Raw genomic sequence first — 13,758 nt, 5'->3', positions numbered from 1 at the left:
CTATTAATTAAAAGTGGTTTATCTTGCTAGTATCCAGTTGGCATCAAAGCCGCGACCGTATAGCTTGGCTTTGCTGTCATACTGACTAATGGATGGGTTCAATATCCAAGAGTGTTGTTCGAGTGCTGATCGCACCGCATCACGAATCTCATATGCGGTGCGTGCATTGGTGGCGTACACCATCACCTGATATTGCGTGTCGTCAAAATTTGCAGGTTCATCCAAGTGGTTTTGTGATTGCCCTGACATGGTTTGCCAAACGATGTAAGGTGGTGCTGTGCCAAACGGTGCTACGTCTTCAAACGCTTGTGTCTCTATATTAACAAGGCTGGTCACGTCAGCACTGGCTGCCAAGGCTCGGTATATCGGTATAAAGCTCATAGCTTGGCAATCTCCTTGTCGAGCTCTTCTTTGTATGCCCTGGTAAATTCAGCTTGCACCGCGGCCATGTTGTTGTTTAGTGCCGGTCGCAAAAAAGCTCTGCATTATTGGTTGCACTGCCGAACTCTTTAAAGCGCCAGTACCAGGTATCACCACCGGGGTTTTTCTTATCGCCCTGCGTCTGATAGGTTCGACCTATTCGGTTTGCACGTCTATTATCTGCATTAGTGCCGTACTTTCTCGCACCGCCTTTTACACCAACCTTCATCACAACATTATCAACACCCTTAGTTTTACCGGGCTTAGTAACGATGTTTTTCCAAATCTTTTCGGGGCTGTCTTTGTCATCAAACGCTTTGGCGTTGACCACAGCCGCTTTTTTAACGATGTTCATTGCTTTGCGCGATGAGCGAGTAGCAGCGTTCTTGGCTTTACGTTGATTACCAAGCTGACGTAACTTTGCCTGCACTTCGTCAAGACCAGTAATTTCATTTGGCATAATCGCCATCACTTATAGAGGATAGCTTTTTATCTAGTCTCTTTTATTTGTGGCCAGCTTTTAGGACAAATAGTAATAATGCTGTCATCTAGATCATCTGATAAATAAATCTTGCCGCGCACTTTCTCTATAACGACAATCGAATCGTCTTCACCTTGATATATTTTTGACATGAAGTTAGCCCTTAAATTGTTCGACACCGCCTGACAGAGCGAACGTTGTATATTCCAAGCCACTATCGCTATCATCAAGACCTTGGCTATCTATTGCATATAACCGGCCTTTCCAAACAACGCGCATAGTGGTGTCGATATCAAGGCCAGTGCTATACCGGACTTTCATTCGAGCAGTTATTTCAGAATCTGCAGCTTGTGCGCTAAGCAAATCTTTAGTAGATAGCGGTGTAATTTTGGCATAGATTTTTTATATTCGATCCATTCCGATGGCAGCTCATACCCATCGCCATCACGACCACCTTTCGCGTAGACTTGTATTGTGACTCGGTGCCTTAACTCGCCAGCATTGACTGCCATATCATTCACCCATCTAAAAACGGAGAGCCCATTTCGTCATCGTCGTCTTGCTGCTCAACGAGCTCGTTTAATATCTCATCATGCTGATCAAGCAGTCGTAATATGATTTGCTCTTTTTCACTGGACTTCTGAATGAGTACGTTATTTTGTTCGACCAGTTTGGTCACCAGTGTTATTAAGCTTGGCAAGCTGCTTTGCTCGTTTTCTGGCTTCATCGGTTCGTTGTTTAATCCACTCACGGCGTGCCTCGCATCCTTTACAAGTCATTGTTGTCAATCTCGACCGCATCTGCAGCTGCCACTGTTTTTTTCTTAGTGGTTTTGGCTTTAAAATCCGCAGGGTCAGGCGTTTTTACATTAACCACAGACCCTTTTTCTATTAACTCACGACCTTCTTTTTGGCTAACAGAAACGGTTTCGCCTTTTGCACGATTTTTCTGCCGATCATCATGCGTTTTAAGCTGTACACATACATAACATTGTCCTTGTTAATAGCATCTAATTAACAGATGGTTTCCGATAAGGCCATAATAAAGCCCGAACTGGTGGCGGCAAATAATTGCCATCTGATGGCATGTCTTTATCCATATTACGGTGGTAGTCGTAGTAACCGACCAACAGCAATACAGCCACTTTGATATCAGGCGTATCTTCAGCAACCACGGATTCGGTGATGTATCGATTGGTTGCAGCCTCAGCAGCGGCGATATAACCTTGAAGCATCATATCGTTGCTGTCATCGTCATAGCGCAAGTGATACTTGGCCTCTTCTAGCGTCACCCAGTTAGTCATTAGTAACCACCTCGTCATTGGCTGCTGTAGGCTCTGCGACTACAGCAAGTGGATTAGTAGCGTCACGCGCCGCCAATGCTGCTAGGCTGTAATTCTGCTGCTGTATCATTGGGCTATTGCCACCATCAACCGGACTGTAGCCAAGCTCAGCCCGTGCCTCATTAGGCGATAATATCGAGCTACCAATACCTTCTTTCAGGTATGCCATCTGGCTACCCGAATCCATTCGTAATAGAGCCTTTAAATCAAACTCAACCTCAACACCATCCTCAAGGTCTAAGTGCTGATTGAGTAAAGTTTCGATTGACTCAATGTAATGCTGCAAGCAGTCACTATAATAAATATCATTGTGATCACTAATTTTACCGCCTGGTAAAGAAGCAAGACCAACTTTAAAGGCTGGCACACTAACGCAGTGCATACAATCTCACCTGATAACTTCAATTGCTCAACCAACTGCGCATCGTTAGCAGCCACCGATATAGGCACATAAGTCATGCCGTCGCCTAGCACCGCTGTGCGGCCATTACCCATGCCTGAGTAATTTCTATCCCAGTTAGCCTTTAACTCTGCACCTGTCGATTCACTAATAGCGCCCGGTGCAACCAATATTCCAGAAGGTCGAGAAGCATTAGCAAAGAACGCCTGTGCATTGCGCTGAATACTAATGCCTTGACTGGCAGATAGTGCGCAAGCAGTGATAGGTGATAAGCCAACCAACGGATGATAAAAGCAATTAAAGCGATCATGGATGATTTCAGATGCAGGAAACACCACATCTTCATCTAAGTTAAACAAACGGTCACGGCGCACCTGATAAAAAACATTACCGTTTGGATCAACCAACGGCTTAGTGCGTTCGGGATTAAGAATGTGCAACTTCCATACATCACCAAATATATTGCGAACCTTTAAAACATAAGTGTTGCCACTGGTTGATTTACTGGTCGCCCATGCTTCAGCGAACTGCTGCCAGTTCTGAAACTCATTTGGCTTCGCTAATAATGAATTGACGCGGCTATCACACGGCTGCATCACACCATCAACCTTTTTTTTGGTCTTAATTTTCAGCTTTCCGATGTCACGAGTAATCAATGACACACAAGCAAACACCGCATGATGGCGCATCTGGTCGTTTTTGCTCACTTCAATTTCTTCGTTACGCTGCCATGCACCCATACTAGGCTCATGTATCGTATGCCAAACATCGCCACCATTGACAGGTTGGGCGGTGCTTGCGGATTTCTTACCTGTAAACCAATCAAGCATGCCCATAATTGTTACTCGCTATCTGTTTTGGTGATTGCTTTAGCCTTTGGTTTGGCTTTGGTTTTTCTAGGTGCTTCACTGGCATCAGGTTCAACTTCGGCAAATCCTGCCTTGACCAAAATATTGCCATGAAAGTCACTGACATCATCACTCATGCCAGCAGCACCATTGGGTGCATCTTTGATATATTTTATTTTCATAATCAGCCTCTTGTTTTTTACGAATAGATACTAGCGAACACCAATACCCACTCGTAAAAAACCCCGACACAGTGGTCAGGGTTTTAGCCAATCTATAACTTTAAAGCCAAGGACTAAGGTAAGGTGCTGTAGTCGATGTAAGCGGCTGCGATAGTGCGACGTTTCGCCCAAGTATGACGCTCAGCACGAATAGCCGTCATATTTTGCTGCCATAGGTTAACCAATGTAGTGGCACCCATGTCGATAGTCGCTTGATCACTGAATGCAACTTCAACTTCACCATCATCAGCAAGATATAACTCTGATGGCTTGACCAATGCAATAACATCGCCAGCGTTTTCAGATTCAATGACCGGCAATCCATCTAGCGTTTTATCACCAGGGCCATTAGCCATACCACGATAGTACGGATTACCCAATGCGTCACGTAAACGACCCATCGCGCTAGCGCGTGTGGCGCTCATGATGTAGTAAGCACCAGTTAATGACAGGTTATTGGTGATGAAGTTGTTGTTTAGGTTTGCCAAATCCGCATCATAATCAGCGACAGTCACACCTGTAGCGGTGACTTTGGTAGCACCATTTAACACACCAGCAGGTCGTACTGCTGTTTGCGCTTCATCATCCATAAACGTGGTATCAAAAGGGGGTCGATGCTTCAACCAAGTCGTTCAGCAAACATTTGGTCAGTGCTAGGCGTTGATAGCTTTAGCAAGTCATCAGTACGGACCACGATACCAGCCAATTTGTGATGCTTAATATCAACAGTGTTAAACGTAGGATTGGTTGCTGGTTTCGCAGCACCTTCACCTACCCAAGCTGCAACAGAACCAGTGGCCATACCCGGAATAGTAGAATTAAAAGGAGCAACGCGCATCATGGACGATAACTTATCAACGATAGTTTCTGCTCGTAGCAACTCAATGAACTCATTGGCAAGCTGATTTTCTACAATCAGAGCGCTAGAGTTAGACGTATCAAGAACCACTGCTTTCTCAAGTGCTTTGATAACTCGTGAGTCCATGCCTTGTGGGATATCAAGCGGAGAAGAAATATTACCTTTCTTTGTTGTAGCACCGCAAGCGCTTTGGCTTTGGCAAGCTGTGCAAACGCAATACCCTTTTTGGCATTGTTTGGCTTAACAGAAGTTTCGCCTTTGGCGGCTTTCTCAGGTTCAGACTCACCTTCAGCACTGGCACCAGCTTCTTCTTCGCTCTCACCAGCAGCAGGAGTCGCATTGTTTGAAGCTACTGCAACATCGGCAATAAAGCTTTCGACACGAGCAAGGTTGGCTTCGAGACGAGCAATGTCATCTTCAACCGCTTTGACTTTAGCTTCTTCGTCGTCATCAGTAGTGCGGCCTTCTTCCGCAGATTTTGACATCAGACTTTTAAGCTGACCCTTTTTTGATTTGATTGTCGCAAGTAGCTGCGCACGTTGTTTTTCCCACATAACTTATTCTCCGGATAGTAATGATACGCTGCCCTGATTAGGGTCAACTAAGGTGATGATTCGTACTGGTGGTGGGTTTGAATCACTAGGTTTGGTCAACTCTGAATCAATAGGAGCTGTCTCGATCTCTTTTTTAGGTTCTGACTTCGATTTATCAGCATCAGAAAATGCTTGTTTGATTTTTTTGACGCTGGTAATCAGGGCATCAGGATTAGCGGGAACCGTCACAGCGGACAGCTCGTACCATTCCCACTCCTTGATGTGCAGCCCATAGCTATCTTCAAGGTAGTTATACTCAAGCAATCGAAAGCCAATCGATAAGCACTTAACCAAACCCGACTTGATAGACTGCCATGCTTCATCGGTTCGGCTTTTTAAGGCGCCCTCTTCGTCAATCTTGACAATGGTTGCTACGATCTCGATACCTTCAGCGGTCACCGTTGCCGATGTAACTTCGCCAATAGGCTCGTTGTGGTTGTGCTGCCATAGCAAAGGAATAGGCAAAGCAAATCTTGCGCCTTCCATTTCCATCACATCATTGTCACGGTCTTGCGAAGGCGTCGATGCAATACCAGTGATAGTGCGAGTGTCCGCATCTTCAGTTATCGCTTTGACCTTGAGTACGCTATAAGCTTTGGTCATATTGATTTCTCGTTATAAATTTTTAGCAATAAAAAACCACTCGTTAAAGTGGCTGATTATTTATGTGGGTTATAGTCAGGCTTGGGTGGTGGTGGACGGCTGCGCATTTCAAAAGCATCAAGCGCATCACGCATCGCCTTAAGATTCTTTCTGTCTTGGTTGTTCAGTGGTGCTGTGATTATTCGATAAGCTATAGCACCTATAATCAAGCCAGCAATAAAAACCAACATCAGCATCGCATTATCGCTTATGACAATCGTCATGATTAAACCCTCATACAAAAAACATAGTAGGCGCTGAATTGTTTGGTGGCTCTGGATTTTGACTCATTAATGCGACAGCGTTGAGCATACCTATTACTGGGTCAATCTTGGCGGTACCACTCTCAGCCTTTGATAACATTGTGCCACTACCTCTGACCACTGTGCGACAGTTGCCGACTGACCACGCCATAATATCTTGACTAGCGTGCAGCATGTCTTTTCGCGCAATCTTATTCTCAGCGGTCTTGATATAACCGGACATTTTAAAGCCCTGTGTGACACCTATCAGCTTATCGCTTGGTATGCCAATCATAACGAGCTCATCAATCAATGCGCCGATACCCAGTGGATCAAGCCCTATCTGGTCAAGCTTGCCACTGTCAAATACTTGCTTAGCAATTTTGGCAAGCTCGTCTGTTTCATCGCCGATGTTTTTAACAATAGACAAGTCGCCATCTTTAGCAAATCCCTCTAATGTGGGTGCAATAGACTTGCGACGCTCAAGCGCAATCTCATGACACCATGCGCGGGTCCATACCCACCACGGCTTAACTTGCACCTGTTTTTTACTGACTCTATCTTCGTACTCACGAATGACAGTTGGCAGACGACCAATGACCGCCATACCTAGCAAATCATCAAGTCCACCACCATCGATACCCATGGTGATAACTTCTGATGCTTCGATTAACTCTTCAAGGGTAAATGGCTTTGGCGCTGCTGCCTTCTCCCAAAACTCAGAAGCTGCCCAGCGATTGGCTCTCATTGACACGCCAATTTGCACATTCAAATGCTTGGCGGTGAAATCCTGCAACTCTTCTTTACCCTCGTCGGCCGCTTTTTTAAACTCACGCTCGATGTACTTCTCATTGACAGAAGCACCCATATTGGGATTGGTTATAAACCACCATTGCTGCTGCAGGTATAACTCATCATCAATATACTTTTTCGGGAACTCATAAAGCAGGCCTAAAAACTGTGGATCATCAATCTTGCCATCACGAACGCCACGCGCATAATCCAGCTTTTGTTTCATTGCACCAACTGGCGGCTCGTCAGGCATAGTTGTCAGATAAATAACAAAACCTTCAGGGCGTGACGCCAAACCACCAGTTGCTTCTCGTAGCATCGAGCCAGCGTTTGCACGTTTACCAAACAGCCATAGCTCATCGACTAGAATATAAGAGGCTTTAACACCTGCCAGCGCCTCTGACTCAGCGGCGATTACCTTTAGTTTTGCGTTAGTACCTAAATGTGTAATTGTCCTTGTGTGTTCGCTGACGTTAAACATAGCTGACAATTCAGGGTCAGCAGCAATCATGTCGCGCGCAGGATTAAATGAGTTGTTGGCCACCTCCTTAGTCGGTGCAATGATTGCCAAATCAGCAGAATGGCGCTCATTCAATATCAAGGCAGTCATCATAATGCCTGCTGCCAGCGTACTCTTTGCGTTCTTCTTAGCGATGAGCAGCATAAACTCAGTAATCATTCGTATGCCAGTCTCAGGATCATACGCACCAAAGATAGATGCCACAAAATCCGTTGACCACTTGAGTGATGCCTCACCCAATGTTGGCTGACCAATCACATCGACTAGTACAAGACTATTAAAAACCCTTAATGCAATGTCAGCGACTTCTTGATTAAGTGGTGGACAAGGTAATAATGATTGTTTTTGGACTATGCGTTTTTCCCAATCAGGTAACGCCGTTGTCCATTTAGTAATCATTACTATCTCTTATTGTATTTTGTCTGACTGCTGACTGAGTGTGGCGAATCGACCAGTCTTAGTTGCTTCGATTGCGCTTTTTTTCTCACCCTCTTTTTACCAGCGGGTGCAATTCTTGCGTGCATATATGGCATCAATGCAGTCGCAGCTTTTAATTGCATTGCAGGATCTGGGTCGTTCATTAATTTTAGTAGCGCTTCTTTAGGGTCTGTTATTTTAGGCTCGTCATCATCAACGTATTTAACTTCCGGCAAAACTTTAACTTCTTGTTTTTTTTTAACCTCAGTTTTTGCCTGATCTTTCAATTGTTTTAGGTAGCGAAGTACGTCTTCATCTTTGGCAAGTTTGCTGCCTTGTTGTGATGCTGTCGCCTTGCTGTACCCTGCTTCGATGGCTGCCTCTTTGTTTGACATACCCGAAAAAAGGCAGTCAGCGAACAACCTTTTTTTCGGAGTTAACGCCATGCCAAATCCTTTAACTTATTTTTGAGAAGGAATTTTTTTTATGCGTGAGATTGGGGGCGGTGTCCGCTGGCTTTCAGCCGAAATATTTTTAACCTCCCCCCACCTTACTTTCACTTTTCGTTTTGATTAAATGACAATCAACGCATAAAATCTGCAAGTTTGCATCTTCATCGGTGCCACCAACGGCAACATTGACGATGTGGTCTAGCTCAAGCTCACCGCCTACACGTTTGCAGTGCTGACAGGTGTGCATATCGCGCTTTAGTATTCTATCTTTCAGTCTGCGCCATGGTCTACCACCACGGCCATGACCCCATCTTGATTTGGGCTGATGAGTATCATTGCCGATTGCCTTGGCACCCATCGTGCCCAATCTTGGCTTTAATGCTTTAAGGGCCATCATTGATCCTTATTGTTATACCATTCAATCTTGTCCACATACGCCTTGGCACCAGGGAAACCTCTGTCAGCTCTAGCCTTTAAAAAATCAAGCCAGTAGTCCTTGGCACTCTGCTCTGTCAGCTCATCGTAATAATCATAAGCCTGTTGGTTGGTTAGGTCACACATGGCGTTCACGCTCGTTAGCTAGAAGGCAGACAAAGAAACATAACGGTGTAATACTTCTTGGTGAAGCTGCTGCCTAATGCATGTAAGAGTTCGCTGTGTGTTGTGCTGTTAAACTGATCAGACATAACAAACCCTCATAGCTGAAAGTCAGGCATAAAAAAGCCCACGCTATTTCTAGCGTGGGTAAGGAATGCTTTGGTACCCTCATGAATGAGGGCACCAGCTTATCAATCAGACATTAAAAAGCCCCACTCGTTAAAGTAGGGCTTTGAATTAGTGGCTCATCACATAAAATGCGGAGCATAAATGGATACTACCCTATGCTGTAATACAAAGTCAAGACATTAATCTACCGTCAATAAATCCTATGCCGCGCTCTAATATCACTTGAACCTTTACATGGGTTATTTTCCTTCCTAGATCCTTGGTAAGTTGGCTCGCTATACATCTAAGCGACTCGTCAGATTTGTAGTACCTATTCAAAACTGGATACATCAATACACAGATAAGTAGATTATCATCATCAAGCTCATGCTCTAGCATATGCCCTAACGCTACATCTAATCGCGCTGAGTAGCGTTTAAGCGTAGCCATAGCGCCTTCCACTTCCAACGCCTCATCATCACTTATATGCTCAAACGATTCGTATCTGGCGTAGCGTTTGATGTCGCTGTCGCAGACTGGTGCGCAATTGATAAGTGCTTGCGCTGGGCTTGAGCAACCACCAGTGTTACCGATGTTACGGGTCCAAGCACCCCATGCTGCCAACTTTACTTTAACGTCCCTGTCGATTATATCGCTCATTTTTTACCACCTTTCTTCATCGGCTTGGCTGCTGGCACGTCGACCACACCCTTTTCAATCAATCGATGGTATTTATAAATCATCATGCCAGCGTCTCGAGCGTGCTCAGATGTGCGTGCCGTCCAGCCGGTGATCATCGCGAAGTCTTTGGCTTTGCGTTTGGTATCGATGTGAGATGGCGGTACCAATATATGACGTAGGCCGTTACGCTCACAGAACTCTTGCCAGATGCTGCAATCTCTTGTGACTGACCCACCCCTTTCAAGCGCTCCTTACCAATACTAGGGTCTACCCATGTACGCTTACGAACGTCCTCAATGCAAACGACCAGCTCAACGTCTGACTGTGCAGCTTCATCTCTAATCTCTAAGACTCTATCCTGTGCACTAAGAATGGTCTGTGTTGATACCTCTTGGAGCACACCATCAATGCTATGAGCAAAGCCTGTCTTAACGCCTGTATCGATACCGATTAATATCATCACTTATCATCCTTTAAATTAATATCACCATATTCATGATCTCTAGCCTTACCGCTATCTGTCCACTTGGCGTAGTCATCATAGAAAGGGTTGCCTTCAACCACTCTCACTCGACCAGACCAGCCTTGATAAGAATAAACCTTTGTATCAAATGACTTTTGCAGTCCTGCGACGTTGAATCCCTTTGTGGTTTTCATACTGACATCACCTTAACTAAGTAGAGCGTCGCAGCCTTCGCAAAATGTCGTCCGGCACTGGTGCGGCTCGTGATGATATCCGCAGTCACCACATGTATAGCCAGGCTTAACTTCAATAACAACTCTATCTATCGCACTGTTTTTCCAGTCCGTAGTGTCGTACCCTGAATCCCATATGCCGCAGTTCCACGGCAATAGAATCTCATTGTTTAAAATTCTAGTGACTAAAGATTTCTCTAGGCTGTAAACAACCAGCTTCCCTTTCGCATCTATACGCGCGCTCTTAACCCATTTGGGCATGCCATTAAATATCTCTTGCGTTAATTGCTTCATACCGCCTCCTTCATTTCTCTTGATAAACGATCATATGCTGTTACTCGAGCTTCACCAGACTGAACATATCTATCTACATAAGCCTCGGTTTCCGCAGTGGTCATGCCTTCCAGTGGTGGACGCTTACAACCATTCAGAGATAAAGGCGCATACTCATCAGCGGCATCACTAGTGCTGTGACTGGGGTGGTAGATAGGCGGTAAATCGCTGTCAAAGTTTGAGCTGCCCTTGCTTGCAGTGGTGCCCCAATCTTCATTATCAGTAGAGAAGCGGCCCTTAGCTTTTTCCTGACGTGCTTGATCGGCTTTTTGGTTGTTTGCTTCACGTATCATCCATTTGACCAGTCTGACCTTGCGGTTTGATTCTGTGGCAAGTGGTCTGCCGATTAGTGCTTGCTCTGCGTAGTAAGCTTTGAATGCTGAAACTTCAAAATCATACTGGTCATCAGTCAGCTGAATCATCTTGCCTGCCTTGAATAACTGGCCACGCATTTCATCGATGGTTGGTGCTTCCCAATTCTCAATATCATCAGCACGTTGGTCACGTATCTGATCAGCTTTGGTTGCTGGCTGGTTGACTGATGGTTGAGCTGCTACTGGTTCAACTGGTACTGGTTGGCTGTTTGATGGTTGATTGTTGGCAGTAGAGTTATCCACAGAACCATGATTAAACTTATCCACAATCCCCTCGCCTGTGTTTGTGTGTGCGTCTTCACTAACTGGTTTATGGTTATTGGTTACTGGTTCATGGTTCGTAGTTATAGCAGCGTTTTTTGCGTTACTAGCGTTACCGTCATCGTTACTAGGCGTTACAGATTGCGTTACGCTGCTTGTAACGTTACTTGTAATAGTTTCGGCGTGAGTTGCATATAACTCTCTTAGGTCAGCAGCTTTAATACTCTTATCTACTGTCACACCTATATTAGTAAGGCTATCAATCATTATCTTACGGTCTTGGCGTGACTTACGAGTACGTTCAGCAGCAGTCATTGGCGTATCATCATCGTTACACGTAACGTTACAGCTATCGTTACTTGACGTTACACCCTGCGTTACATCATTCGTTACAGCGTTACGAGTAGCGTTACCTTTGTTTTTATTACCCCATTGATAATCTTTGAGTATCTTGTCCCAAGCTGCACGCTTGTAGTACTTGCCTGCCTTGCTGAACTTGTCTTTTAGTACAAACGCCAATGCTGCCTTTTCATCGTCGTCAGTGACAGATAGGCGGCGCTGCAATAGGTCCATGTCACTACCATCGATAGGCTTTTCTGCTGATAAGTACAATGAGCGCAAATCAAGATAGATGGTTTTCTCAATACGGCTCATATGCTTGGTTTCAAAGTCGATATCAGTAAAGTTGTGATTAACGAAATGCATTATGCGACTCCTTCACTAATCAAACGCTCAATGATCCATGCTTCGCCGCGCTTGGTGAACATAGCTTGCGAGTAGCCTTGGTCAGTCTGTTTGACTTCGCCCAAGCCTTTATCGATAAACCATTGCTGGAATACACGCGAACGCTTCACAGCCTTGTTATAGACACCAAGCTCATCAAGTATCTTGTTCATAGCAACAGCTGATAGGCGTACCTTTTGAGCAACTTGAGTAGCATTGAGCAAGCCAGCACGCTCAACCACGTTGTCATAATGATTGATCTTAGGCTGAGCTATAGTTAATTGTGCTTGTACAACCTGCTTTGCTTCTAGCTCATCAGCCCAAGCGCGTGCTGCTGTTACTGGATTAGTAAAATCAGGCATCGCTACTACTGGAGAATTAGATTGTGCACGACGCTCTAACTCAACCCATCTGCGATTAATACGGAAACGTAGTGGACGACTATAGCCACTCACCAAATCAAGGCATTGCATTTCTGTCAGCTCGTACTGGCGATAGCGCTGTCCATTCTGCTCGTTGTAATAATGGGTCTCCCCAATTTTGGGGAGACCCTCAGATTCATAATCTTTATTAACCAATTCGATATCACGGCAAACATGCTCATGACGTTTATCGCAAAGCTCTGCAATTTCACGGCTAGACATGCGCTTATCGTTATTTACTTGCATCAATTGAATATTCATTGTAGTATTCCTTTTATCAGAGTTTGTATTACAGAAACACCTAAAGCCCATCAATGTCCGTTGATGGGCTTTTTGCTTGTTCGGCTCTTAGGTAATCAATCGCTTCTAACTTGTCACCCAAATCAATTATCTGTTGATTGCGCTCGATGCATTCAAACTCACGTTTGATATCTGCATCATTACCAGCGACTTCGACTCTCTCTCTTAAACGGCAGATTTTGCACTTGTCGTTACACATGATCAGCCCCACAATGCTTTGCGATTTGAACGCTCAATGTGCGAAACGTTACGATGGCGTGCTGAATGGCCGGTTTGAATTGCGTCATGCTCATTACAATCGATACGACCGTCTTCTAATGCTTTGTGCATCTCAGACATAATGTCGCCCTGGCATGCTGACGTAGATAATGCTGTCATGAGTATGCTTGCCTGCGTCGCCTCACCATCAACCTGATAAAACACGCCACCAAGACGCTGCGCCATGGCTTGGATGATACTAGTGTCGCCTGTGTACTCCATAATGGTGATTGCTTCGTCTAAGCGCAGATGATGACTATCTGTGTTTGGATTAACCTTGTTGTTAAGCACAGTGCTCGACATACCCATGCGTGCTGCCAATGCGATACTGCCACCATGCTTTGGGTTATGTACTGTGCTGTGTGCTGCGTCTATTACGTCCATCGTGTCCTACCTATTTATAAAAACGTTTTGTTGATGAGTGGTTGGTTGTAGTATTTAATCAGTGGCTTCGAGTGAGGCTAATGCAGGGCAAAGGTCTACGGCTTTAATCTCACCATTGGTTAGCCGCTCAGCTTTTAAAGCCAGTGGCGCTGACATATTAGCTTTGCCTTGAACCCATTTACATACACCAGGCTGGCTACAGCCCAGTGCTTTAGCCGTCTTATGCTGATTCCCGAAATAGCTAACTAAGGCTTCATAAGAGTTGTTAGGTTTCATTTTTATTACCTTGGGTAATTTATGCCTTAATAATATAACTTTAGTTATTATAAATCAATAACTTTAGGCATTTTACATTGATAACCTAGGTTATTAGAATGATCACAATAACTGGA

At 44.8% G+C, this 13,758-nt stretch carries 25 protein-coding genes and 2 pseudogenes; all 27 read right to left on the bottom strand.

The annotated features are described in order from the left end of the window. Window positions 1–18 precede the first annotated feature (18 nt). Window positions 19–381 (bottom strand): DUF3168 domain-containing protein, encoded by a 363-nt coding sequence (locus G7Y90_RS09025; RefSeq protein WP_250162204.1) that lies wholly within the window; start codon window positions 379–381, stop codon window positions 19–21. 76 nt (window positions 382–457) lie between these two features. Then, window positions 458–880 (bottom strand): HK97-gp10 family putative phage morphogenesis protein, encoded by a 423-nt coding sequence (locus G7Y90_RS09020; RefSeq protein WP_349773330.1) that lies wholly within the window; start codon window positions 878–880, stop codon window positions 458–460. 177 nt (window positions 881–1,057) lie between these two features. Then, a pseudogene (locus G7Y90_RS19000) lies at window positions 1,058–1,413 on the bottom strand (phage head closure protein). 5 nt (window positions 1,414–1,418) lie between these two features. Next, window positions 1,419–1,652 carry a hypothetical protein gene (locus G7Y90_RS09010; RefSeq protein WP_250162203.1) on the bottom strand — a complete coding sequence of 78 codons (234 nt, stop codon included), beginning with the start codon at window positions 1,650–1,652 and terminating at the stop codon, window positions 1,419–1,421. A 17-nt stretch (window positions 1,653–1,669) separates the two neighbouring features. Beyond that, entirely contained in the window at window positions 1,670–1,792 is a 123-nt protein-coding gene (locus G7Y90_RS18995; protein WP_502937427.1) for a hypothetical protein, read from the bottom strand. Window positions 1,793–1,910: 118 nt separating this feature from the next. Then, a complete protein-coding gene (locus G7Y90_RS09005; protein WP_250162202.1) occupies window positions 1,911–2,204 on the bottom strand; it encodes a head-tail connector protein in 294 nt (97 codons plus the stop codon). Then, window positions 2,197–3,332 (bottom strand): annotated as a pseudogene (locus tag G7Y90_RS09000) (phage portal protein). The gene G7Y90_RS09005 and the pseudogene G7Y90_RS09000 overlap by 8 nt, the downstream one beginning before the upstream one ends. A 152-nt stretch (window positions 3,333–3,484) precedes the next feature. After that, window positions 3,485–3,673: a hypothetical protein gene (locus tag G7Y90_RS08995; RefSeq protein ID WP_250162201.1), complete on the bottom strand. Its 189-nt coding sequence runs from the start codon at window positions 3,671–3,673 to the stop codon at window positions 3,485–3,487. Window positions 3,674–3,786: 113 nt separating this feature from the next. Then, window positions 3,787–4,335: a phage major capsid protein gene (locus tag G7Y90_RS17865; RefSeq protein WP_284143706.1), complete on the bottom strand. Its 549-nt coding sequence runs from the start codon at window positions 4,333–4,335 to the stop codon at window positions 3,787–3,789. Beyond that, complete coding sequence (locus tag G7Y90_RS17860) at window positions 4,332–4,661, bottom strand: phage major capsid protein (RefSeq protein ID WP_284143705.1); 330 nt, start codon at window positions 4,659–4,661, stop codon at window positions 4,332–4,334. The genes G7Y90_RS17865 and G7Y90_RS17860 overlap by 4 nt, the downstream gene beginning before the upstream one ends. Continuing rightward, the gene (locus G7Y90_RS08985) at window positions 4,628–5,125 is read right to left on the bottom strand and encodes a hypothetical protein (RefSeq protein ID WP_250162200.1); all 498 of its coding nucleotides are present in this window, start codon (window positions 5,123–5,125) and stop codon (window positions 4,628–4,630) included. Before G7Y90_RS08985 ends, G7Y90_RS17860 begins: the two co-directional genes overlap by 34 nt. Window positions 5,126–5,128: 3 nt before the next feature. Further along, on the bottom strand, window positions 5,129–5,767 hold the full coding sequence (locus G7Y90_RS08980) for an HK97 family phage prohead protease (RefSeq protein WP_250162199.1): 639 nt from the start codon (window positions 5,765–5,767) through the stop codon (window positions 5,129–5,131). A 56-nt stretch (window positions 5,768–5,823) separates the two neighbouring features. Next, complete coding sequence (locus G7Y90_RS08975) at window positions 5,824–6,030, bottom strand: YhcB family protein (protein ID WP_250162198.1); 207 nt, start codon at window positions 6,028–6,030, stop codon at window positions 5,824–5,826. Window positions 6,031–6,040: 10 nt separating this feature from the next. Beyond that, window positions 6,041–7,759 (bottom strand): terminase large subunit, encoded by a 1,719-nt coding sequence (locus G7Y90_RS08970; protein WP_250162197.1) that lies wholly within the window; start codon window positions 7,757–7,759, stop codon window positions 6,041–6,043. A 2-nt stretch (window positions 7,760–7,761) separates the two neighbouring features. Continuing rightward, the gene (locus tag G7Y90_RS08965) at window positions 7,762–8,223 is read right to left on the bottom strand and encodes a terminase small subunit (RefSeq protein WP_250162196.1); all 462 of its coding nucleotides are present in this window, start codon (window positions 8,221–8,223) and stop codon (window positions 7,762–7,764) included. 88 nt (window positions 8,224–8,311) lie between these two features. Next, the gene (locus tag G7Y90_RS08960; protein ID WP_502937426.1) at window positions 8,312–8,623 is read right to left on the bottom strand and encodes an HNH endonuclease; all 312 of its coding nucleotides are present in this window, start codon (window positions 8,621–8,623) and stop codon (window positions 8,312–8,314) included. Further along, window positions 8,623–8,799, bottom strand: a complete 177-nt coding sequence (locus G7Y90_RS08955; RefSeq protein WP_250162195.1) for a hypothetical protein — start codon at window positions 8,797–8,799, stop codon at window positions 8,623–8,625. The genes G7Y90_RS08960 and G7Y90_RS08955 overlap by 1 nt, the downstream gene beginning before the upstream one ends. Before the next feature lie 327 nt (window positions 8,800–9,126). After that, the gene (locus G7Y90_RS08950; protein WP_250162194.1) at window positions 9,127–9,594 is read right to left on the bottom strand and encodes a hypothetical protein; all 468 of its coding nucleotides are present in this window, start codon (window positions 9,592–9,594) and stop codon (window positions 9,127–9,129) included. After that, entirely contained in the window at window positions 9,591–9,731 is a 141-nt protein-coding gene (locus G7Y90_RS08945) for a hypothetical protein (RefSeq protein WP_250162193.1), read from the bottom strand. The genes G7Y90_RS08950 and G7Y90_RS08945 overlap by 4 nt, the downstream gene beginning before the upstream one ends. After that, window positions 9,728–10,078 (bottom strand): hypothetical protein, encoded by a 351-nt coding sequence (locus tag G7Y90_RS08940; RefSeq protein ID WP_250162192.1) that lies wholly within the window; start codon window positions 10,076–10,078, stop codon window positions 9,728–9,730. The genes G7Y90_RS08945 and G7Y90_RS08940 overlap by 4 nt, the downstream gene beginning before the upstream one ends. Next, window positions 10,075–10,272, bottom strand: coding sequence for a hypothetical protein (locus G7Y90_RS08935; RefSeq protein ID WP_250162191.1), 198 nt, complete (start codon window positions 10,270–10,272; stop codon window positions 10,075–10,077). Before G7Y90_RS08935 ends, G7Y90_RS08940 begins: the two co-directional genes overlap by 4 nt. Before the next feature lie 12 nt (window positions 10,273–10,284). Then, complete coding sequence (locus G7Y90_RS08930; protein ID WP_087814132.1) at window positions 10,285–10,605, bottom strand: hypothetical protein; 321 nt, start codon at window positions 10,603–10,605, stop codon at window positions 10,285–10,287. Next, a complete protein-coding gene (locus G7Y90_RS08925) occupies window positions 10,602–11,984 on the bottom strand; it encodes a DUF1376 domain-containing protein (RefSeq protein ID WP_250162190.1) in 1,383 nt (460 codons plus the stop codon). Before G7Y90_RS08925 ends, G7Y90_RS08930 begins: the two co-directional genes overlap by 4 nt. Continuing rightward, entirely contained in the window at window positions 11,984–12,685 is a 702-nt protein-coding gene (locus G7Y90_RS08920; protein ID WP_250162189.1) for a Rha family transcriptional regulator, read from the bottom strand. Before G7Y90_RS08920 ends, G7Y90_RS08925 begins: the two co-directional genes overlap by 1 nt. Window positions 12,686–12,725: 40 nt before the next feature. Next, window positions 12,726–12,923, bottom strand: coding sequence for a hypothetical protein (locus G7Y90_RS08915; RefSeq protein ID WP_250162188.1), 198 nt, complete (start codon window positions 12,921–12,923; stop codon window positions 12,726–12,728). A gap of 2 nt (window positions 12,924–12,925) precedes the next feature. After that, entirely contained in the window at window positions 12,926–13,366 is a 441-nt protein-coding gene (locus tag G7Y90_RS08910; RefSeq protein ID WP_250162187.1) for a phage regulatory CII family protein, read from the bottom strand. A gap of 54 nt (window positions 13,367–13,420) precedes the next feature. Next, on the bottom strand, window positions 13,421–13,642 hold the full coding sequence (locus G7Y90_RS08905; protein ID WP_250162186.1) for a transcriptional regulator: 222 nt from the start codon (window positions 13,640–13,642) through the stop codon (window positions 13,421–13,423). Window positions 13,643–13,758 lie beyond the last annotated feature (116 nt).

This window comes from Psychrobacter sp. WY6, from assembly GCF_018448495.1.
Classification (GTDB): Bacteria; Pseudomonadota; Gammaproteobacteria; order Pseudomonadales; family Moraxellaceae; genus Psychrobacter.
Note: the sequence above shows the minus strand (reverse complement) of the source record. Positions and strands in the feature narration are given on the sequence as shown.